Source organism: Pseudoxanthomonas sp., from assembly GCF_051953815.1.
Taxonomy (GTDB): domain Bacteria; phylum Pseudomonadota; class Gammaproteobacteria; order Xanthomonadales; family Xanthomonadaceae; genus Pseudoxanthomonas_A.
Window position 1 is genome coordinate 36,126 of the sequence record NZ_JBQCIJ010000044.1, and the last position, 20,108, is coordinate 56,233.

A 20,108-nucleotide genomic window follows, 5' to 3' on the forward strand; every position below is an offset into this window, starting at 1 on the left:
ATGCCAATCGGTCATGTGGGGATAATCGCAGGTCATTCGGCAGTGCAGCATCGGCGTGCGGTAATCATGCGCCCACTGTTTGATGCCTTTCGATGTCGCGAACCACCCCGCTCGCCCTGGCCATTTCGCTGGCCATCCTCTCTCCCCTCCTCCACGCCCAGGACACCGGCGCCAACGCGCCCGCACCGGACAAGACCCTCGACGCGGTCGTCGTCACCGGCTCCAACATCAAGCGCAGCGATACCGCCGGTCCCAACCCGGTGCAGGTCGTCACCCGCGAGGAAATCGAACGCACCGGCAAATCCACCCTGACCGACGTGCTGCGCTCGCTGTCGGCCAACGCCGGCAACAGCTACGACGAGCAGTACACCGGCAGCTTCTCCGCCGGTTCGGCCTCTATCGGCCTGCGCGGCCTGAGCCCGAAGAACACCCTGGTGCTGGTCAACGGGTACCGCGTGGCCAACTTCGGCTTCGCGCTGAACACCCAGGACACCTTCGTCGACCTCAACGCGCTGCCGATCAGCGCGGTCGAGCGCATCGAAGTGCTCAAGGACGGCGCCTCGGCCGTGTACGGTTCCGATGCGATTGCCGGCGTGGTCAACATCATCCTGCGCCGCAACTTCCAGGGCATCGAGGTCGGCGGCGCGGTCGGCGGTGCCACCCGCGGCGGCCTGGACGAACAGAAGGCCAACCTGCTGCTCGGCTTCGGCGATCTCGAACAGCAGGGCTGGAACGTGCTGTTCGGCCTGGATCTGCTCAAGCGCGAGCGCCTGGACGCGGACGAACGCGCCTTCACCCGCAGCGGCGACTTCCGCGACAAGCCCGGCGGGCGCCTGGCCGGCTGGTCCACCGCCGGTCGCAACTGGCTGCTCAATCCGCGCCAGCCGACCCCGTTCTCGCCGTGCCCCGATGGCAGCGTGCTGCGTCCGTACAGCGATTTCGGCAGCACCCTGCCCGGCAATGCCTGCGCCTTCAACGCGCAGCCATACAAGACCCTGCAGCCGGGCGCCGAACGCATCCAGGCTTCATTGAGCGCGACCTTCCGCCTGGGAGAGCGCACCGAACTTTTCGCCGACCTGCTCTACAGCCACAACCAGGCGGATCAGATCTTCAGCGCCCCGCTCACGGTCGGTCCCGGCCTGCGCGCCTACAACCCGGCCACCGGCACCCTGGTGGACATCCCGGTCGCGCTGCCGGTCGGTCATCCCAACAACCCCAACGGGGTGCCGCTGCCGTTCGAATACACCTTCTTCGATCTCGGCCCGCGCCTGAAGGACAACACCCAGGTGTTCTATCGCGCCCTGGCCGGCCTGCGCGGGCAGACCGAGCGCTGGGACTGGGAAGTGGCCGCGGAAACCTCGCAGAGCCTGCAACGCGAGTACGTCGACAACTTCATCAACCGCTACGCGTTCCAGCGCATCCTCGCCGATGGCAGCTACGACTTCCTGGATCCCTCCCGCACACCGGCGCCGCTGAACGACCTGCGCCTGCAGACCAAGCGTCCGGGCTACTACCGCCTGGACGGGATCAGCGCCAAGGCCTCGACGTCCTTCCTGGAACTGCCGGCGGGCTCGATCGGCTTCGCCTGGGGCGCGGAATTCCGCCGCGAGTCGCTGGACGCGCGCACCAGCCGCCAGGTGTTGTCCGGCACCGAACTGCGCCCGGCCATCAACATCGTCAAGGGCGAACGCAAGGTCAGCGCCGCCTACGCCGAGTTCAGCGTGCCGCTGCACCAGACCCTGGAGCTGCAACTGGCCGGCCGCGCCGATCACTACGACGACTTCGGCAACGCCTTTTCGCCGAAAGTGGCGCTGCGCTGGCAGCCGCTGGAGTCGCTGCTGCTGCGTGGTTCGTTCTCGCGCGGCTTCCGTGCACCGTCGCTGCCGGAAATCGCGCCCGGCCAGACCATCAGCTACGGCACCGTGGTGGATCCCTACGATCCGCTGTCGCCGGGCGGCAGCCGCGGCGTCACCAACGTGCGCACCGGCAACCCGGATCTGGACGCGGAACGCTCGAAGAACTTCAACATCGGCGCGGTGTGGTCGCCGGACGCGGACACCAGCATCGGCCTGGACTACTACCGCATCGAGCAGGACAACCTGATCAAGCCGGACAACGCGCAGTTCATCGTCAACAATCCCACCCAGTTCCCGGGTCGGGTCATCCGCGACGCGCAGGGTCGCATCCAGATCATCACCAACCAGTATTCCAACCAGGGAGAATTGAAGACTTCCGGCATCGATCTGGATTTCAGCCGGACCTTCCGCACCGCCTCGGCCGGCAATTTCACCCTGAGCGGAAGCTGGACCCACCTGCTGGAGTTCAAGCAGCCGCTGGTCGCCGGACAGGCGCCCTACGACGGCGCCGGCAACAACCGTCTGGGCGCGCTGCCGAAGAACCGCGGCACCACCTCGCTCGGCTGGGAAGCCGGCGACTGGGAAAGCACGCTGAGCCTGCAGTACATCGCCGGCTACGACCAGCGCGTATCCACCCAGGCCAGCAATCCGGGCCTGCGCGACAAGGTCAAGCCGTATCACCAGTTGGATCTTTACGTGGCCTACCAGGGCATTCCCAAGACCACGCTGTCGCTGGCGGTGCAGAACCTCACCGACAAGGACCCGCCGTTCGATCCGGCCGGCGGCTCCAGCGGTTTCGACATCACCCAGTACAACCTGCGCGGCCAGTTCGTCTCGCTGGGGGTGAAGTACCGGTTCTGACGCGGATGACGGGGCGGCGGCTGGCGCAAGGCCACCGCCGCTTTCGTGCGCCCGTCAGGCCTTCACCGGCAGGCCGGTGCAACAGGCCGGCAACAGGTGTTCGCTGACGAAGTCGACGAACGCCCGCAGCTTCGGGGACACATGGCGCCCCGAGGGCCACAGCAGGTAGAGATTCCCGGGCGCGTCCACGTAATCGTCCAGCACCGTCACCAGTTCGCCGGTGCGCAGTGCTTCGCGCACCGAATGATCCGGCACATAGGCGATGCCGCGCCCCCGCTTGGCGAAACACACCCGGGTTTCGATGTTGTTGCACACCATCGATTCCGGCACCCTCAGGTCCGTCGGCGCGCCGCGCAGCGGCCAGGCTTCGATGCGTCCGCTGCTCGGATTGCGGTACTGCAGGCAAAGATGTCGCGCCAGATCCGCCGGTTCGCCGGGCGTGCCGTGTTCGTCCAGATAGGCCGGCGATGCCACCAGCCGGCGGTGGAAATGACCGATATGCCGCGCGGTCAGGCGCGAATCGACCGGATCGCCCACGCGCAGGACCGCGTCGAAGCCTTCCTCGATCACATCGACCAGGCGATCGGTGAAATCCAGATCCAGCAGCACGTCCGGATAGGCGCGCATGAAGTCCGCCAATACCGGAAGCGCCAGATCGCTGATCAGCGGCAGGCTGATCCGCAAGCGGCCCTGCGCATGACCCGCATGGTGTGACAGTTCCGCCTCCGCGGCCGCCACTTCCTCCAGGATCCGCCGACAGCGCACCAGGAACAGTTCGCCCTCCGCGGTCAATGCGACGCTGCGGGTACTGCGATGGAACAGGCGCACTCCCAGGCTCTGCTCCAGCCGCGACACGCTCTTGCCCACCGCGGCGGCGGAGACACCGAGCACACGACCGGCTTCGGCGAAGCCGCGCGTCTCCGCGACGTGCACGAAGGTTTGCAGGCTGCCCAGGCTTTCCATCCACTTTTTCCCATTGCGGACATTCCTGTCCGTGCTGCGGCGAACTCTACCCGCCTTTTTCGCCCGCCGGAGCATTACCACCATGACGGCTCATTCCATGCCTGGAACCTTCCATGCCGTCGCGTCCCCTGGTTGCCCGCTCAGCCGTTCCGCTCCCCCTTCCCTCGCTCGTCACGGCCGTCGATGGCGTGCTGGATATCGCGCTTGCCGAACAGCGCCTGGTCGGCGCGGTCGTGCTGATCGCTGTCGACGGTCAGCTCCGCTACGCACGCGCCGCAGGCTGGGCGGACCGCGAGGCGCGGCGCGCGATGAACCGCGATGCGCTGTTCCGGCTCGCGTCGGTCAGCAAGCCCATCGTTTCCACCGCCGCGATGGTGCGCGTCGCCCAGGGCCGGTTGAATCTGGATGACCCCATCCAGCACTGGCTGCCCGACTTCCGACCCGCACTCGCGAACGGCAGCCGGCCCGATATCAGCGTGCGGCAACTGCTCAGCCATACCGCGGGGCTTGGCTACCGTTTCCTGGATCCGGCGCCGGATGGCGATGGCCCGCACGCCCGCGCGGGCGTATCCGACGGCATGGATGCCAGCCCCTTGTCACTGGCGGAAAACCTGCGTCGCATCGCGCGGGTTCCCCTGCAATACCCGCCGGGTACCGCCTGGGGCTACTCGTTGGCGACCGACGTGCTGGGCGCGCTGCTGGAAGCCGTCGATGGCCAACCGTTGCCGGCGGTGGTGGACGCCGCCGTGACCGGTCCCCTGGGAATGCGCGATACCGCATTCCATGCGCTCGACCCGGCGCGGCTCGCCACCGCCTACGCCGCCGCCGACGGCGCGACACCGCCGCACCGGTTGCAGGAAGGCGAAATCGCTTCTCCCTTCCCCGGGCTGGCGGGCATCCGCTTCAATCCGTCGCGTGCGCTGGATGCGCATGCCTTCCCTTCCGCTGGCGGCGGCATGGTCGGCAGCGCCGATGATCTGATGCATCTGCTGGAAGCGCTGCGCCAGGCCCGCGTTCCCTCGCTGTCCACCGAATGGATCGCCGAAATGGGACGCGTGCAGAGTGGTCCGCACGGACCTCCCGACAGTCCCGGCGTGGGCTTCGGCCTGGGCTTCTCGGTCCTGCACGACCCGATTGCCGCCGCCAGCCCCGAGTCCGTCGGCACCTGGCGCTGGGGCGGCGCTTATGGGCACAGCTGGTTCGTGGATCCCTCACGCCGCCTGAGCGTGGTGGCGCTGACCAACACGCTTTACGAGGGCATGTCGGGGACCTTCGTCACCGCGCTTCGCGACGCGGTCTATGCCGGCTTGCGTGGAGCGGCGGCATGAGTGCCGGTGACGGTGGTGTCGACCGTGCGGCCTCGTCGACGGACGTGGATTCGCGGCTGCCGTGGGCCGGACTGCTGGCGCTGGCCTGTGCGGGATTCATCACCATATTGACCGAGGCTTTGCCGGCCGGACTGCTGCCCGCCATGAGCGCCGGACTTGGAGTCGGCGAAGCCTGGGTGGGACAATTGGTCACCGCCTACGCGCTGGGTTCGCTGCTGGCGGCGATTCCGCTGGTCGCCGCGACCCGCCATCGACGGCGACGACCGCTGTTGCTGATGGCCATCGCCGGTTTCGCCGTGGCCAATTCGGTGACCGCCGTTTCGCCGTTCTATGGTCTCACCTTGGTCGCACGCTTCGTCGCCGGCGTCAGCGCCGGCCTGCTGTGGGCGCTGCTGGCGGTCCACGCCAGCCGGATGGTCGCGCCCGCCCAGCAGGGCCGCGCGATCGCGGTGGCGATGGTGGGCACGCCGCTGGCGCTGTCGCTGGGCATTCCCGCCGGCGCCGTGCTGGGCCAGGCCATCGGATGGCGCTGGACCTTTGGCCTGATGTCGCTGCTCAGCCTGGGCCTGCTGGCGTGGGCGCGCGCGTGCCTGCCCGATTTCGCCGGTCAGACAGCAGGCGTGCCATTGCGATTGCGCCGGGTGCTGGCCTTGCCCGGCGTTGCGCGCGTACTGGGGACGATGCTGTTGTTCGTGCTCGCCCACAACGTGCTGTACACCTACATCGCCCCCTTGCTCGTCGTGGCGGATGCAGCTGCCATGGTGGAGCGTTACCTGCTGTTGTTCGGCGTCGCCGCGCTCGTCGGCATCGGCGTGGTCGGCGCGCTCATCGACCGGTGGCCGCACGAACTGACGCTGGCCAGCCTTGCCTTGTTCGTAGCGTCGGTGGTGATGATGGCGTCATCGCCGGACGCGTCGGTGCTACTCGCGGTAGCGACCGCGATCTGGGGACTGGGCTACGGTGGCGCGGCCACCCTGTTCCAGACCGCGCTCACGCGCAATGCCGGTGACGCCGCCGACGTCGCGCAATCGATGCTGGTCACCGGCTGGAACATCGCCATCGCCGGTGGCGGCATCCTGGGGGGACTGCTGCTGCAGAGCATCGGCCCCGCCAGCCTGTCCTGGTCGGCGCTGTTGCTGTTGCTGCCGGCCCTCGGCTTATCCCTGTCCGCGCGTGATTGGCGATGAACACGGGCGCGCCGCGAACCGGGTCGCGTCACGCCGCCGCGGACGCGCCCGACATCATCGTCCGCGCCAGCGCTTCGGCCGTATCTGGCCTGCCGAAGTACCAACCTTGCGCGAGTACCCTCTGATCCGCGCACGCGAGCATCCGCGCCTGTTCGCCGGTCTCGACGCCTTCGAACACCAGGCCCGCCTCCAGGCGGCGGGCAATGGCGAGGATCTCCGGCAGGATCGAACCTTGCAATTGCGCCGCCGCTTCCGGCAACAGCGAGCGGTCGACCTTGATGTAATCGATTGGCAGGTGCTGCAGCTGGCTCAGGCTGGAATAGCCGGAACCGAAGTCGTCCACGTAGATCGGATGGCCGAGCCAGCGCAGGCGTTCAAGCTCGGGCAGGATGTCCTGCAGTTCCGCGGTGGAACGCTCGGTCAATTCGAAGCCGATATGACGTCGCGGCAGGCCGGGCGGCCAATGGAAGTCCAGGGTCTCCATCAGGCTGCCATCCACCAGTTCGGGAGAACTCACGTTGATGGTCACCCGGAAATCGGGAAAGGCCTCGAACAGCTTGCGGTTCTCGTCCAGCACCGTGCGCACGACGAACGCGGTCACCTCGGCAATCATCCCCGCGCGCTCCGCCTCCGCGATGAACACCTCCGGTGATGCGGGGCCATCGATCCAGCGGATGAGCGCCTCGGCCGAGACGATGCGTGGAGATGTCTCCAGCGCGACGATGGGCTGATAACGAAGCGCGAATCGTCCTGCCGCCAGCGCGCGGCGCATCCGCGCCGGAAGCGCGCTCCAGCGACGGTGCGCGGCTAGCGCCAGCCAGCCCAGGCAGGTTCCAAGCAGCCCCCCCAGGATCAGTACCATCCACATGGCGCTCGTCCACGCGCGTTCGTCGGCCACGGCAGTCACCAGGACGGTGGCGCAGATGGGAAAACGCCGCGAACAGAATCGACCATCCTCGCGACCCTGCCCTTTTCCAGCTTCGACAAAGCCGGGCGAGTCCTGCGCATCGAGCCCGATGACGAGACGCGTCGCCCGGTCCCGCAAGCCGACCACGTAATACAGGCCCGGCGACCGCGTCACTCGGAATGCATCCAAATCGAGCTGGAAACCCGACTTCTCCGTGCGCACCACCAGGGCAAAGGAATCCCGATCCGTCAGCGAGAGCGCCGTCCAGTAACCCGTCAACCCAGCCGCCAGCACGAGGGGCTCCTGGCGCGGCACGACCGGTTTGGCCAGGACTCCCAGCACGGCAGTGCATGCCAGGTTTCCTCCCACGTACCGGCCAAGATCCTTGGTGAACTTGGCCCGCATGAAAACCGCCCGCAGCCGCCGCAGTTCCTCCGCCGAACAGTCGGCATGCGTCGAGCGGTCCGCTTCAGCCAGCATGCGAGCCGTCGTATCGAACACGTGGTCGATCTGATCGACGACCCGCGCCCCCTGCTGGCTGACTTCATGGTCCAGCCATCGGTCTGCAACCGCATCTCGCATCTGCAACGCAACCGCCAGCGTGGCAAGCAGCACGACCAGGAAGATCAAACGACCTGCCCAGCGCGAGGTTGCCCATCTCCGTGCCTGCTTCATGGATATCGTTCTTTGCGGTGGGAATGGATGATCGCCACGTCGCTGGCCAGCCCCCTGCCGACCGTTGCCCGCCACAGACATCCCGGACGAACCCCGATCGAGAAACGGGATTCCGCATCGGAATCCCGTTTCTCCATCATGGTGCCCGGAGCCGGAATCGAACCGGCATGGCCTCGCGGCCGGCGGATTTTAAGTCCGATGCGTCTACCAATTTCGCCATCCGGGCATGTCGATAGCGTGCCTGAGCCAGGACGGGATGGAAAGTCGCGAACCCTTCCGTCCGTCAGGCACAAAAAAACCGACCGCGAGGTCGGTTTTCAGAAATGGAGGCCTGGGTCGGAATTGAACCGGCGTACGCGGATTTGCAGTCCGCTGCATAACCACTCTGCCACCAGGCCGATGGCGATTGCGCGAGACTGGCGCAATCCCGGCGCCATTTCAAGCGCCTTACAAAACAAAACCCCGCGAACGGGGTTGTGTTCTGAATATGGAGCGGGAAACGAGACTCGAACTCGCGACCCCGACCTTGGCAAGGTCGTGCTCTACCAACTGAGCTATTCCCGCGTCGTGAGATTTGAAATTTTACCGGTATCCCGAGAACTGTCAACTGCTTTTTTCTCGTCTGCCCGCAGAATCGGCCATGCCGCATGCAGGTACTGGAAGCCGGACCAGAGGGTAAGTATAGCCGCAATGGCGAGCAGCCAGTCACCGATCCTGAAGACCCATTCACCCAGCCAGATGTCCGAACGCTCCACCGTCCCGGGGGTCGCCGCGTACAGCAGGCAGCCCAGCGCGACCATCTGCACGATGGTCTTGATCTTGCCGATGGTGGCCACCTTGACCCGTGCGCGCTGGCCCAGCTCGGCCATCCATTCGCGCAGCGCGGACACGGCGATTTCGCGCCCGACGATCACCGCGGCCCAGATGGCCATCCACATGGTCGGGTTGTCCTGCACGATCAGGAACAGCGACACCGCCACCATCAGCTTGTCCGCCACCGGATCCAGGAACGCGCCGAACGCCGAATACAGGTGGTAGCGCCGCGCGATCCAGCCATCCAGCCAGTCGGTGACCGCCGCCAGGATGAAGATGAAGGCCGCCGCGAAGTTGGTCCATTTGTGCGGCAGGTAGAACACCAGCACCAGCACCGGAATCAGCACGATCCGCAACAGGGTGAGCCAGGTGGGGAGGGTCAACTTCATTGCTTTTTCTACTCGTTTCCCGCAATCGGCGCCGGCAACCCGTGCAGGTTAGCGTAGATCCGCTCGGCGAGCGCGGCGTTGATGCCTTCAACACGGGCGATCTCGTCCGCGCCGGCGGCCTTGAGGCCGGCCAGGCCGCCGAAATGCTTGAGCAGGCTGGCGCGGCGGCGCGGGCCGATGCCTGGGATGTCCTCCAGCTTGCTGGTCATGCGCGCCTTCTGGCGCTTGCCGCGGTGACCGGTGATGGCAAACCGGTGCGCCTCGTCGCGGACCTGCTGGATCAACTGCAGGGCCGGCGACGCCGCCCCGGGCCGGACCTCGCGGCCGTCGGCCAGGACCAGCGTTTCATGGCCCGGCCGGCGCTCCTCCCCCTTGGCCACGCCGACCAACACCACGCTGTCCACGCCCAGATCGGCCAGCACGCCCCGTGCCTGCGCCAGTTGTCCGGCGCCGCCGTCGATCAGCAGCACGTCCGGGAGCACGCCGCCCTCCTCCACCGCGCGGCGGAACCGGCGCTCGATGGCCTGGTGCATGGCCGCATAGTCGTCGCCGGGCTCGATGCCGGTGATGTTGAAACGGCGGTACTGCGCACGGACCGGTCCGTTGGCGTCGAACACCACGCAGGAGGCCACCGTGGCTTCGCCCATGGTGTGGCTGATGTCGAAGCACTCGATCCGCTGCGCCGGCTCGGCCAGACCCAGCAACTCCTGCAGGGCCTCGCTGCGCGCGGTCTGCGCGCCGCGGCTGGACAGCTCGGTCACCAATGCGATCTCGGCATTGCGTCGCGCCAGATCCAGGTAGCCGGCGCGTTCGCTGCGCACGTTCCACTTCAACTGTACCTTGCGTCCCGCCGAGGTGCTCAGCGCCGTTTCGATCAGTTCCGCGTCGGGAATCTCCCGATCCAGGATGATCTCCTGCGGTGGCGTCTGCTCGCCGTAATACTGGGAGACGAACGCGGCCAGCACCTCCTCCGCGCTCTCTTCTCCGTTGGTGCGCGGGAAGAAGGTGCGCGTGCCGAGGTTGCGGCCGTCGCGGAACGCCAGCAACAGGACGCACGCCGAGCTGCCGCGCATCGCGCAGGCCAGCACGTCGAGATCCGCGGCATGGCCGTCCACATACTGGCGTGCCTGCAGGCTGCGGATCGAGCCGATCAGATCCCGCAGGCGCGCGGCTTCCTCGAATTCCAGCTGTTCGCTCGCGGTTTCCATCGCCCGGCTGAGTTCGCCGGTCAGTTCGTCGCTGCGCCCATCCAGGAACAGGCCGGCCTGGCGCACGGATTCGGCATAGCTGCCGGTTTCCACCAATCCCACGCAGGGCGCGCTGCAGCGACCGATCTGGTATTGCAGGCACGGACGCGAGCGATTGCGGAACACGCTGTCCTCGCAGTTGCGGATCTTGAACAGCTTCTGCATCAGGTTCAGCGTTTCGCGCACCGCGCCGGCGCTGGGATACGGGCCGAAGTAGCGGCCGGGTATCGCACGCGGCCCGCGGTGGAACGCGATCCGCGGCCAGGTCTCCTGGGTCAGCAGAACATAGGGATAGCTCTTGTCGTCGCGCAGCAGCACGTTGTAGCGCGGCGCGAGCGACTTGATCAGCTGGTTCTCCAGCAGCAGCGCCTCGGCCTCGGAGCGGGTGACCGTGACGTCCATCCGCGCCACCTGCGACAGCATCGACAGGATACGCGGCGTCTTGGGCGTATTGCTGAAATAGCTGGACACGCGCTTGCGCAGCGCGCCGGCCTTGCCGACATACAGCAGGCTGTCGTCGGCGGCATACATGCGGTAGACGCCCGGCGCCAGGCTCAAGCCCGCCGCGAACGCCTTGCCGTCGAAATCGGTGGACCTGCGACCGCTCATTCGTCGATCGGCACGTGGCTCAGTTCGCCGCTGGCGATGTCATAACGCAGCACGGCGTGGGCATCGGTTTCGGCAATCCAGACCACGCCCTCCGACAGCGCCAGGCCGGTGGGACCGTGCAGCGGCCGCGGCAACGCCACGCTGGTGAGCTCGCCGCCGCCCAGGCGCAAGGTGCGCAGGCTGCTGTTGCCGCTGTCCGCGATCCACATCTGCGGCGCGTCGCTGCTGATCGCGATGCCCTGCGGATGCTGCAGACGCGCGGTCTCGCGCGGCCCGTCCTCGGCGCCGAACACCCAGGGCCCCTGCCCGACCAGCGTCTGCACGACGCCGGTACGCAGTTGCAGCGAACGGATCGCCGATCCCAGCGCGTCGCAGACGTACAGCGTCTGATGGACAGCCGCCAGCGCCGCGGGCTGGGCGAACGCCGCCATCGAACCGCTGCCGTCGCGTACCTCCAGCTGCCCCGAGCCCGCCCGCGCGCTGAGTTCGCGGGTGGCGAGGTCATAACTCCAGATGCGGTTGTCGCCGCCCATGGCGATATGAATCTGGTTGTTGCTGGTCGCCAGCGCGAGCGGCTGGTTGAGCGGCACGCCACGCGGCTGGCCGACGATGCCTTCCACGGGTTCACCCGCGCGGCCGTTGCCGCACAGGGTGTCAACCGCGCCGGTCGCCAGATGGATGCGGCGCAACGCATGGTTGCCGCTGTCGGCCACGTACAGGGACTCGCGCAGCACCGCCAATCCGTGCGGATTGCGGAACGCGGCATGGGTGTGGTCGCCATCGATGAGGTCGGCGGCGGCCAGGCCGAACTGGCGCAGGACCCGTCCCGAGTGGGTGCATTCGAGGATGCGGTGATGCCCGCTGTCGGCCACGAACAGGCGGTCCGGCGTGGCCGCCAGGCCGGTGGGAAAACGCAGCGCCAGGCGCGGCTCGGGATGGCTTTCACGCGGACTGCGCAGATCGTCGTCGCTGGGCCGGGCCAGCGTCTCGCACAACGCGGACACGGCGCGCTCCAGCTCGGCGGTGTTGTCGACGCCGACCAGCCGGTGGCGGGTGACGCCGTCGCCGTCGATCAGCAGCACGGTCGGCCAGGCCTCGATACCGAATGCCTGCCACGCCGCCCAGTTGGCGTCATGCGCGATTGGAAAAGCGATTCCGTGCCGGCGCAGGCGCTTCAGGGCGGTCTGCGGATCGCGTTCGCTGTCGAAACGCGGCACGTTGACCACCAGCGTCTGCAGGCGTCCCAGGTGACGGGCCTGCAGGGCGGCCAGTTCGTTCAGGCGTTGCCCGCACCAGGCCGAGGCGGCGTTGACGAAGGTCAGCGCCACGATCCGACCGCGCTGTTCCAGCAGCGATCCGGAAGGCGCGTTGAGCCAGGGCAATCCCTGGGGAAGTTCGGGAGCGGGCGAGGCATTCATGATCCGCTCCGATTATGCCGCAGTCCTATCCGCGGGACAGGCGCCGGACCGCCGCCCGTGCCGCCGAATCGACCAGTTGCCAGACGTGTTCGAAGTCCTTGGTGCCGCCCGTGTAGGGATCCGGGACGCTGCCACCGGCCTGGATGCCGGTCCACTCCAGCAACAATTCCGCCTTGTGCCCCAGTTCCATGGGCGCCAGCTGGCGGACATCGCGCAGATTCTGCCCGTCCGCGCACAGCAGCCAGTCGAACCTTTCGAAGTCCTCCCGCCGCAGCTGGCGCGCGCGCAGGCCGGCGATGTCGACGCCATGCTGGCGGGCGCAGGCGATGGCCCGGCGATCCGGCGGTTCTCCCACGTGCCAGTCACCGGTGCCGGCCGAGTCCACCTCCACCCGTCCGGCCAGCGGTGAAGCCGCCAGATGATGGCGAAGCGCGCCTTCGGCCATGGGCGAGCGGCAGATGTTGCCCAGGCAGACCACCAGCAGCCTCATGCGCCGCGGGACCAATGCTGTTCGGCCCGGGCCAGATCCTCGGGCGTGTCCACGCCGGGCGGGAACGGTTCCGGGGTCAGCGCCACCGCGATGCGGTATCCGGATTCGAGCACCCGCAGTTGTTCCAGCGACTCGATCTGTTCCAGTTGTCCGGGCGGCAGGCCGGTGAAGCGGCGCAGGAAGCCTGCGCGATAGGCATAGATGCCGATATGGCGCAGCCAGGGTCCCTGCGGCAGGGCACTGCGATCGCGCGCGAAGGCATCCCGGTGCCAGGGAATCGGCGCGCGGCTGAAATACAGCGCGTCGCCGCTGTCCGCCCGCACCAGCTTGACGACGTTGGGGTCGAACAGGAGCTCGGCAGACTCGACCGGCGTGGCCAGGGTCGCCATCTCGGCGCCGCTGTCCACCAGCGTCCGCGCGACCGTGCGGATGCCCGCCACCGGCGCGAACGGTTCGTCGCCCTGCAGGTTGACCACCACCGCATCGTCCGGCCAACCGGCGATGTCGGCGCATTCGGCCAGGCGATCGCTGCCCGACGCGTGGCTGTCGCGGGTCATCGCCACCCGTACGCCGGTTCCCCGCAACGCCTCGCGGATACGCTCGTCGTCGGTGGCGACCCAGACCTCGCCCGCGCCGGCGGCCAGCGCGCGGCGGGCCACATGCAGTACCAGTGGTTCGCCGCCGATCAGGCGCAGCGGTTTGCCCGGCAGCCGCGAGGCCGCGTAGCGGGCCGGGATGGCCACGATGAATCCTGTCTTCACGGGGTCTGTCGTCATGGCTTTGGAGATTCCGGATGGGCCAGGCGGTCCAGCAGCGCCACCCAGAACGCCTCCGGCAGGCGCGCCGACACCGGCACGCTGAAGTACCAGTCCTTCGCGAAGGCGGCGCATTTCACCGCGTCCTTCTCGGTCATCAGCACCGGCAGTTCGCTGCCGAACGCGAAGTCCTCGGCACGATAGGCATGGTGATCGTCGAAGGCATGCGGCACGACGCCGATACCCAGACCGCGCAGGTTGTCGAAGAAGCGTTGCGGATGCCCGATGCCGGCGACCGCATGCACGCGCTGGCCGGCGAACGACATGAGCGGATGCGGACGACCGCCGCGCAGGGGCTGCGCCGCATCCGTGTGCAGTTGCATCGGCCACTCGCCGAAGGCGGATTCGCCGCCATTGAGCACCCGGAAATCGCAGGCCGCGCCACGCTCGACCGGCTCGCGCAGCGGGCCGGCCGGCAGCAACCGGCCGTTGCCGTAGCGGCGCTGTCCGTCGATGACCTCGATCTCGATGTCGCGTCGCAGGCGATAGTGCTGCAGGCCGTCGTCGCAGACCACGATGTCGCAACCGGCGGCGATCAGCGCGCGCGCGGCGGCGACACGATCCCGATCCACCCGCACCGGAACTCCGGTTCGGCGCGCGATCAACACGGGCTCGTCCCCGCCCTGCTCCGGCGAGGTGGACGCCTCCACCCACAGGGCCTGGCGCTCGTCGGCGCGGCCGTATCCCCGGCTGGCGACGCCCGGCTTGAATCCGGCCTCGCGCAGGCGCTGGACCAGGGCGATGGTGAGCGGGGTCTTGCCGGTGCCGCCGACGGTGACGTTGCCGACCACGATGACCGGCGCGGACAGCCGGTGCCGGCGCAGCAGGCCCCAGCGGAACAGGCGCGCGCGCAGGCCGATCAGCGCGCCATAGATCGCCGCCAGCAGCCGCGCATGCGCGGGAACGGCGGCGTTGGAATACCAATAGGCGGGCGGGACATGCCGGGACTTGCTCACTTCACTCACTCGCCGTCGCCTTCCCGGAACTGCATGCGGTGCAGATGCGCGTAGAGACCGTCGCGGGCCAGCAGCTCGGCGTGGGTGCCCTGCTCGACCAGGCGTCCCTGATCCAGCACCAGCACCTGATCGGCGTGTTCGATGGTGGACAGGCGATGCGCGATGACCAGCGTGGTGCGATCCGGCATCAGCTTCTGCAGCGCGTTCTGCACCAACCGCTCGGATTCGTTGTCCAGCGCGGCGGTCGCTTCGTCCAGGATCAGGATCGGCGCGTCCTTCAGCATCGCCCGCGCGATCGCCAGGCGCTGGCGCTGTCCGCCGGACAACCGGCCGCCCTTGGCGCCGACCTGGGCCTGCAAACCGTCCGGCAGTTCGCGCACGAACTCCATCGCGTTGGCGCCTTCCACCGCCTGCACCAGCGCCGGCTCCGGCGCGTCCTCCATTTCGCCGAAAGCCACGTTCGCGGCGACGGTGCCGTCGAACAGCATCACCTGCTGGCCGACCAGGGCGATCTGCCGCCGCAGATCCGCCAGCGGATATTCCTGCACCGGATGGCCGTCGACCAGGATCTGGCCGGCCTCTGGCTCGTAGAAGCGCGGAATCAGCTTGATCAGGCTGGACTTGCCGCTGCCGGAACGACCGACGATCGCGGTGACCGTTCCCGGCCGCGCGGTGAAGCTGATGCCGCCCAGCGCGGGCCGCACCTGTCCCGGATAGCGTGCGGTGACGTCACGGAACTCGATGAGTCCCTGCGCACGCACCAGCGGGCGGGTGCCCGCGTCGACTTCGTCGGGCGCATCCAGCACCGAAAACAGGCGTTCGGCCGAGGCCACGCCGCGCTGGGTCATGTTCTGCACGTTGGTGAGCTGCTTGAGCGCGGGGATGATGGCGATCATCGACACCATCAGCGACACGAAGCCGCCGGCGGTCAGGCGTCCCTGCATGGCCTGGTAACCCGCGACCACCAGCAGCAGCGACAGCCCCACGGCGCCCATCATCTGGACCAGCGCCGAGGACACGCCGCGGGTGGCTTCCACCTTCATCGCCAGACGCAGGTTGTTGTCGGCCAGCTTGCGGTAGCGGTCCATCTCGCTGGCCTGCGCCCCGTAGACCTTCACTTCCTGCTGGCTGCTCAGGGTCTGATCCGCGGCCTGCAGCAACTGCGCGCCGCTTTCCTGGATGCGGTGGCTGATCCTGCGGTAACGCCGGGCCACCTTGTCCATGATCCAGGCCAGCGGCGGGCCCAGCAACAGGATCGCCAGCGTGACCTGCCAGCTGTTGTGGAACATCACCGCCAGCATGGCGATGATCTGGAACGACTGCTGCAGCACCACCTTGGTGGCATCCACCGCGGCCTGCGCGATCTGATCGCAGTCGGAGCCGAGCCGGACCAGCATCGAGGGCACCGGTTCGCTGTCGAAGCGCATGCCCGGCAGGCGCAGGTACTTGCCCAGCACGGACACGCGCATGTCGCGGGCGATGCTGCGGGCGGACTTGCCCATGCTCATGTCGGTGAGGAAACCCGCCAGGCCGCGGACCAGGAACAGACCGACGATGGCGAACGGCAGGGTCAGGTCCATTCGGGTATTGCGGGTGACGAACGTCCCGTCCACCACCGGCTTCATCAGATAGCTGAAAGCGCCGCTGGCCGCGGCCTCGATCAGCATGCCCAGCAGCGCCAGCAGCAGCAGGGCACGGTAGGGCTTGGCCAGGCGGATCAGCCGGCGATAGGTATGCCAGGCCGAAACGGGTTGCGCACTCATCGCTTGACCTCCGGCGCGGTGGCGATCTGGATGGTGCGGAAGCCGGATTGCGCCAGCGCGTCATAGGCGGTCACCACCGCCTGGTGCGGGGTGCGCGCGTCGGCGCGCAGCAGCACCGGGCGCGAACGATCGTCGCCGGCCACCTGGGCGATGGTCTGCTTCAGCGCATCCACGTCCGTGCGCAGGACTTCATGTTCGTCCACGACGTAGTGGCCGTCGGCGTTGACCAGCACGCTCAGGGTCTTGGTCTGGGCCGCCACCGGCTCGCCCTTCGCGCTCGGCAGCTGCAGTTGCAGCATCGAGCGCGAATCGAACGTCGTGGTGATGACGAAGAAGATGATCAGCACCAGGATCACGTCGATCAACGGCACCAGGTTGATCTCCGGCTCCTCGTGGGCGCGGTCGTCACGAATCCTCATGCGCGGCTCAGGCCCCGACCGCCGCGGCGGCGGGCGCGGTTGCCGGGCGCGCGCCCGCGGGACGCGGTTGCCGTGAATCGAGCGCGTCGAGCAGCTGCATGGCTTCCTTCTCCATCTCCACCACGTAGCCGTTGATGCGGCCACGGAAGTAGCGGTGCGCCATCAGCGCCGGAATCGCCACGATCATGCCGGTGGCCGCGCACACCAGCGCCTTGCCGATACCGCCGGCCAGCTGGTTGACGTCGCCGACGCCGCTGTCCTGGATGCCCAGGAACATCTGGATCATGCCGACCACCGTGCCCAGCAGGCCCAGCAGCGGACCCGCCGAGGCGATGCTGCCCAAGGCGTTGAGGAACTTCTCCATCCGGTGCACGACATGGCGGCCGGTATCCTCGATGCGCTCGCGGATCTGGTCGCGCGGGCGCTGGCGGACCTCCAGCGCGGCGGCCAGCAGCTCACCCAGTGGCGAGGTCCGGCGCAGGGATTCGATATGGGCCGGCTCCAGTTGCCCGCGCACCGCCCAGTTGCGGACCTCCTCGCCCAGGCCGGGAGGCATGATTTCCTTGCGCCGCAGGGTCCAGAAGCGTTCCACCACGATCGCCAGCGCCAGCACCGCCAGCAGCAGCAGGGGGATCATGGGCCAGCCGCCGGCCTTGACCAGTTCAAGCACGTTCAGTCCTCGGGACCCCGCGGGGCCGTCTCATCGATGGGCGATAGGATAGCCCACGCGCCCCTCAGCGCCGCGCGGCATCCCATAGACGGGCGCGGGCGTGACGCCGTTCACGCAGCGCGACGCCCTCCCCGCTCAGCCAGACCTGCACCGCTCCGCTGTCGGCGGTACCGACCACCTCCGCCCCGGCCGCCTCCCAGCGCGCCACCACCTGTGGCCGGGGGTGGCCGAAGCGATTGCGGTGGCCGCTGGACACCAGCAGCAGGCGGGCCCCGGTGGCGGCGACGAAGCGCGGATCCGACGAGCCGGCACTGCCGTGATGCGGCGCGAACACCACGTCCGCCCGCAACTGCGCCGGCGAGCGCCGGGCCAGTTCGCGCTCGATCACCTCGCCGATGTCTCCGGTCAGCAGCGCCGCGCCACGGGCGGTTTCAACCCGCAGCACGCAGCTCGATTCGTTGCCCATATTCGGAAAGTGCCGGTGCGGATGCAGGAACAGGAAACGCACGCCATCCCATTCCCAGGCTTCGCCGGCGACGCAGCCGCGTATTTCAGGCAGCGCCATGGACGCCGGCACTGCCCGCACCGCCTGCTCCACGGCGGCGATCTGTCCGCCCGGCGCCTGGACGACCCCGACCGGCAGCACGCGCAGGACGCTGGCCAGACCGCCGACATGATCGTTGTCGTCGTGGCTGACCACGGCCCGATCCAGGCGCGGCACGCCCCAGGCGCGCAACGCCGGCGCCACGGCGCGTTCACCGGCATCGAAGCCTCCGCGCATCGCCGGCCCCATGTCGTACAGCAGCGCATGTCCCGAAGTCCTGACCAGCACCGACAGGCCCTGGCCGACATCGACCATCGCCAGTTCGGCCTCGCCCCGCCGCGGCAGTCCGCGGTCCGGCCAAAGCAAGGGAAGCCACAACAGGAACGCCAGCGATTTGCCCGGCACCCCACGCGGCAGCAGCAACCAGAAGGCACCCGCGAGCGCCATTCCCACCGCCCAGGGCGCCGCTTCCGGCAACCACCACAGCGAGAAACTGCTCTCCGACAGCCAGCGGAAACCCGGCCAGGTCAGATCGAAGCAGGCCGCCGCCCAGCGCCACGGCCAGGCGCCACCGCCGGGGATCAAGGCCTCGGCCGCGGTTCCCAGCAGCGACAACGGCACCACCACCAGACTCCACCAGGGGATCGCGACCAGGTTCGCCAGCGGCCCGGCCAGCGAGGCCTGATCGAACAACACCACCGTCAACGGCAGCAGGCCCACCGTGGCCACGGCCTGCGCGGACAGGAAACCACGCAGCCAGTGCTGGGTGCCGGTCGCCGGTAGGCACCAGGCCAGCCAGGCGACGCCGCCGTAGCTCAGCCAGAACCCGGCCGCCAACGGCGACAACGGATCGAACAGCAGCACCACGATCAGGGACAGCGCCAAGGTGTCGATCACCCGTGCGGGCCGGCGTCCCAGACGGGCCGCGGCCCACACGGCCATCATCAGCACCGTGCGCACGGTCGGCAGGGCGAAACCGGCAAGGACGGCGTAACCCAGCGCGGCAAGCACCGCCGCCAGCCCCATCGCCTGGGGACGCGGCAGGCGCCGCGCCCAGGTGGGAAACAGGCGCCACAGTCCACCGATGAGCACGGCGAAAGCGCTGGCGACCATGCCGACGTGGAAACCCGAAATGGCGATCAGATGGGTCAGGCCCGCCGCACGCAGGACATGCCAGTCCTCCGGGGTCAACCCGCGGGTATCGCCCAGCGCCAGCGCGCGCACGAAGCGCGAGGATGGCGCGGCCACCGTCTGCCCGATGCGCGCCGACATCACTTCACGCCAGGCGTCGACGCCGGCGGCCGGAGACAGCCGCCGGGCACGCTCCGGCTGATGCAGGCTGCCGGTCGCGCCGATCCGCTGCAGCAGCGCGTGTTTCTCGCTGTCGAAGCCCCCGGGATTGCGCAGGCCACGCGGGGCACGCAGCCTGGCCTCGAACCGCCAGCGTTCACCCGCGCGCAGTTTCAGTCGCGCACCGGGTTCGCTGGCGCCGTAGTCGTCATGCCAGGACAGCATGATCCGCCGTCCCGCCAGCATGGCCGCGCTCCCCTCGCCTTCATCCACCACGAACAGGAACCGGGTCCGTCGCGCTTCATGTTGCGGCAACTCCGCGATCGTTCCCGTCACCGCCAGCGGCCGCCGTTCCAGTTCGGGCGGAACGCGCACCGCCAATGCCGCCCCGGCCTGCACGCCGGCCCAGGCGAAACCGAACAGCAGCGCGCCCAGCCAGCGTCCGCGCCAGCGCCACAACCAGCCCGCCGCGCCGGTGATGCCCAGTCCCCACAGCAGAAGGACAGGGGGCAAGGTCGGCATCGAGAGACAGACGCCGGCCCCCGCCAGCAGCGCCACGGCGGCGCCCGCACCGAATGCGGCGGGCGTCGCCCCTGCCGTCCCGCGTGCGCTCCTTGTCACCAGACCCTTGGTGCCATCCGGCGCTTCGGCCCGCGTCGCCTTCTCTTTGCTTCGCACTGCAACGGACGTCCTTTCCGAACAGCACGCAACACTAGACGACGACCGTTCCAGGGGAAATCAGCGCAATCCGCGCAGGACCGTCAGGCAACTCCGACGCCGCTCGGAATCGTTCGCAAGAACACGCGCCGCGTTCTTTCGATTCCCGCTGCGCGCAGTCGCGTCATTGACCCGGTTCCACTCATCCCGCGAGACTGCGTGGCCTTCCCTGGGAGCGATGCCGCCATGTC

General features: G+C 68.4%; 14 protein-coding genes, 3 tRNA genes and 1 pseudogene. 3 read left to right on the forward strand and 15 right to left on the reverse strand.

The window, feature by feature from the left end; all coding sequences use genetic code 11:
• The first annotated feature begins 92 nt into the window (after positions 1 to 92).
• Positions 93 to 2,717 carry a TonB-dependent receptor gene (locus tag ACTHN1_RS13500; RefSeq protein ID WP_440471453.1) on the forward strand — a complete coding sequence of 875 codons (2,625 nt, stop codon included), beginning with the start codon at positions 93 to 95 and terminating at the stop codon, positions 2,715 to 2,717.
• 54 nt (positions 2,718 to 2,771) lie between these two features.
• Here ACTHN1_RS13500 and ACTHN1_RS13505 read toward each other — a convergent pair whose 3' ends face one another.
• Positions 2,772 to 3,680, reverse strand: coding sequence for a LysR family transcriptional regulator (locus ACTHN1_RS13505; protein ID WP_440471454.1), 909 nt, complete (start codon positions 3,678 to 3,680; stop codon positions 2,772 to 2,774).
• Positions 3,681 to 3,793: 113 nt separating this feature from the next.
• On the opposite strand from ACTHN1_RS13505, the gene ACTHN1_RS13510 reads away from it, so the two are divergent.
• Both ACTHN1_RS13510 and ACTHN1_RS13515 read left to right on the forward strand, forming a co-directional pair.
• A complete protein-coding gene (locus ACTHN1_RS13510; protein ID WP_440471455.1) occupies positions 3,794 to 5,008 on the forward strand; it encodes a serine hydrolase domain-containing protein in 1,215 nt (404 codons plus the stop codon).
• On the forward strand, positions 5,005 to 6,195 hold the full coding sequence (locus tag ACTHN1_RS13515) for an MFS transporter (RefSeq protein ID WP_440471456.1): 1,191 nt from the start codon (positions 5,005 to 5,007) through the stop codon (positions 6,193 to 6,195). The genes ACTHN1_RS13510 and ACTHN1_RS13515 overlap by 4 nt, the downstream gene beginning before the upstream one ends.
• Positions 6,196 to 6,223: 28 nt before the next feature.
• Here ACTHN1_RS13515 and ACTHN1_RS13520 read toward each other — a convergent pair whose 3' ends face one another.
• The 14 genes and pseudogenes from ACTHN1_RS13520 to ACTHN1_RS13585 form a co-directional block, all read right to left on the reverse strand.
• Positions 6,224 to 7,777, reverse strand: a complete 1,554-nt coding sequence (locus tag ACTHN1_RS13520; RefSeq protein WP_440471457.1) for an EAL domain-containing protein — start codon at positions 7,775 to 7,777, stop codon at positions 6,224 to 6,226.
• 139 nt (positions 7,778 to 7,916) lie between these two features.
• Positions 7,917 to 8,003, reverse strand: a tRNA-Leu gene (locus tag ACTHN1_RS13525).
• A 98-nt stretch (positions 8,004 to 8,101) separates the two neighbouring features.
• A tRNA-Cys gene (locus ACTHN1_RS13530) sits at positions 8,102 to 8,175 on the reverse strand.
• A 90-nt stretch (positions 8,176 to 8,265) separates the two neighbouring features.
• Positions 8,266 to 8,341 (reverse strand) — tRNA-Gly (locus tag ACTHN1_RS13535).
• Positions 8,332 to 8,979: a CDP-diacylglycerol--glycerol-3-phosphate 3-phosphatidyltransferase gene (gene pgsA / locus ACTHN1_RS13540; RefSeq protein WP_440471458.1), complete on the reverse strand. Its 648-nt coding sequence runs from the start codon at positions 8,977 to 8,979 to the stop codon at positions 8,332 to 8,334. The genes ACTHN1_RS13535 and pgsA overlap by 10 nt, the downstream gene beginning before the upstream one ends.
• Positions 8,980 to 8,987: 8 nt before the next feature.
• Positions 8,988 to 10,835: an excinuclease ABC subunit UvrC gene (gene uvrC, locus ACTHN1_RS13545; protein WP_440471459.1), complete on the reverse strand. Its 1,848-nt coding sequence runs from the start codon at positions 10,833 to 10,835 to the stop codon at positions 8,988 to 8,990.
• The gene (locus ACTHN1_RS13550) at positions 10,832 to 12,253 is read right to left on the reverse strand and encodes a hypothetical protein (protein ID WP_440471460.1); all 1,422 of its coding nucleotides are present in this window, start codon (positions 12,251 to 12,253) and stop codon (positions 10,832 to 10,834) included. The genes uvrC and ACTHN1_RS13550 overlap by 4 nt, the downstream gene beginning before the upstream one ends.
• A 25-nt stretch (positions 12,254 to 12,278) precedes the next feature.
• Positions 12,279 to 12,743: a low molecular weight protein-tyrosine-phosphatase gene (locus ACTHN1_RS13555; protein WP_440471461.1), complete on the reverse strand. Its 465-nt coding sequence runs from the start codon at positions 12,741 to 12,743 to the stop codon at positions 12,279 to 12,281.
• Positions 12,740 to 13,519, reverse strand: coding sequence for a 3-deoxy-manno-octulosonate cytidylyltransferase (gene kdsB, locus ACTHN1_RS13560; RefSeq protein WP_440471462.1), 780 nt, complete (start codon positions 13,517 to 13,519; stop codon positions 12,740 to 12,742). The genes ACTHN1_RS13555 and kdsB overlap by 4 nt, the downstream gene beginning before the upstream one ends.
• Positions 13,516 to 14,514: a tetraacyldisaccharide 4'-kinase gene (gene lpxK, locus ACTHN1_RS13565; protein ID WP_440471463.1), complete on the reverse strand. Its 999-nt coding sequence runs from the start codon at positions 14,512 to 14,514 to the stop codon at positions 13,516 to 13,518. The genes kdsB and lpxK overlap by 4 nt, the downstream gene beginning before the upstream one ends.
• Before the next feature lie 5 nt (positions 14,515 to 14,519).
• The gene (gene msbA / locus ACTHN1_RS13570; protein ID WP_440471464.1) at positions 14,520 to 16,277 is read right to left on the reverse strand and encodes a lipid A export permease/ATP-binding protein MsbA; all 1,758 of its coding nucleotides are present in this window, start codon (positions 16,275 to 16,277) and stop codon (positions 14,520 to 14,522) included.
• Positions 16,274 to 16,696 carry an ExbD/TolR family protein gene (locus tag ACTHN1_RS13575; RefSeq protein WP_440471465.1) on the reverse strand — a complete coding sequence of 141 codons (423 nt, stop codon included), beginning with the start codon at positions 16,694 to 16,696 and terminating at the stop codon, positions 16,274 to 16,276. Before ACTHN1_RS13575 ends, msbA begins: the two co-directional genes overlap by 4 nt.
• A 7-nt stretch (positions 16,697 to 16,703) precedes the next feature.
• Positions 16,704 to 17,333 carry a MotA/TolQ/ExbB proton channel family protein gene (locus ACTHN1_RS13580; RefSeq protein WP_440471466.1) on the reverse strand — a complete coding sequence of 210 codons (630 nt, stop codon included), beginning with the start codon at positions 17,331 to 17,333 and terminating at the stop codon, positions 16,704 to 16,706.
• Positions 17,260 to 19,824: pseudogene (locus tag ACTHN1_RS13585) on the reverse strand (DNA internalization-related competence protein ComEC/Rec2); the annotation flags it as partial. The pseudogene ACTHN1_RS13585 and the gene ACTHN1_RS13580, both read right to left, overlap by 74 nt.
• Positions 19,825 to 20,108 lie beyond the last annotated feature (284 nt).

What these genes read in the sequence shown, in the direction of transcription:
- ACTHN1_RS13510 (WP_440471455.1), top strand. Translation starts at nt 3,794, where the DNA reads ATGCCGTCGCGTCCCCTGGTTGCCCGCTCAGCCGTTCCGCTCCCCCTT.
- ACTHN1_RS13575 (WP_440471465.1), bottom strand. Translation starts at nt 16,696, where the DNA reads ATGAGGATTCGTGACGACCGCGCCCACGAGGAGCCGGAGATCAACCTG.
- pgsA (WP_440471458.1), bottom strand. Translation starts at nt 8,979, where the DNA reads ATGAAGTTGACCCTCCCCACCTGGCTCACCCTGTTGCGGATCGTGCTG.
- ACTHN1_RS13505 (WP_440471454.1), bottom strand. Translation starts at nt 3,680, where the DNA reads ATGGAAAGCCTGGGCAGCCTGCAAACCTTCGTGCACGTCGCGGAGACG.
- msbA (WP_440471464.1), bottom strand. Translation starts at nt 16,277, where the DNA reads ATGAGTGCGCAACCCGTTTCGGCCTGGCATACCTATCGCCGGCTGATC.
- ACTHN1_RS13520 (WP_440471457.1), bottom strand. Translation starts at nt 7,777, where the DNA reads ATGAAGCAGGCACGGAGATGGGCAACCTCGCGCTGGGCAGGTCGTTTG.
- kdsB (WP_440471462.1), bottom strand. Translation starts at nt 13,519, where the DNA reads ATGACGACAGACCCCGTGAAGACAGGATTCATCGTGGCCATCCCGGCC.
- ACTHN1_RS13500 (WP_440471453.1), top strand. Translation starts at nt 93, where the DNA reads ATGTCGCGAACCACCCCGCTCGCCCTGGCCATTTCGCTGGCCATCCTC.
- uvrC (WP_440471459.1), bottom strand. Translation starts at nt 10,835, where the DNA reads ATGAGCGGTCGCAGGTCCACCGATTTCGACGGCAAGGCGTTCGCGGCG.
- ACTHN1_RS13515 (WP_440471456.1), top strand. Translation starts at nt 5,005, where the DNA reads ATGAGTGCCGGTGACGGTGGTGTCGACCGTGCGGCCTCGTCGACGGAC.
- ACTHN1_RS13580 (WP_440471466.1), bottom strand. Translation starts at nt 17,333, where the DNA reads ATGATCCCCCTGCTGCTGCTGGCGGTGCTGGCGCTGGCGATCGTGGTG.
- ACTHN1_RS13555 (WP_440471461.1), bottom strand. Translation starts at nt 12,743, where the DNA reads ATGAGGCTGCTGGTGGTCTGCCTGGGCAACATCTGCCGCTCGCCCATG.
- ACTHN1_RS13550 (WP_440471460.1), bottom strand. Translation starts at nt 12,253, where the DNA reads ATGAATGCCTCGCCCGCTCCCGAACTTCCCCAGGGATTGCCCTGGCTC.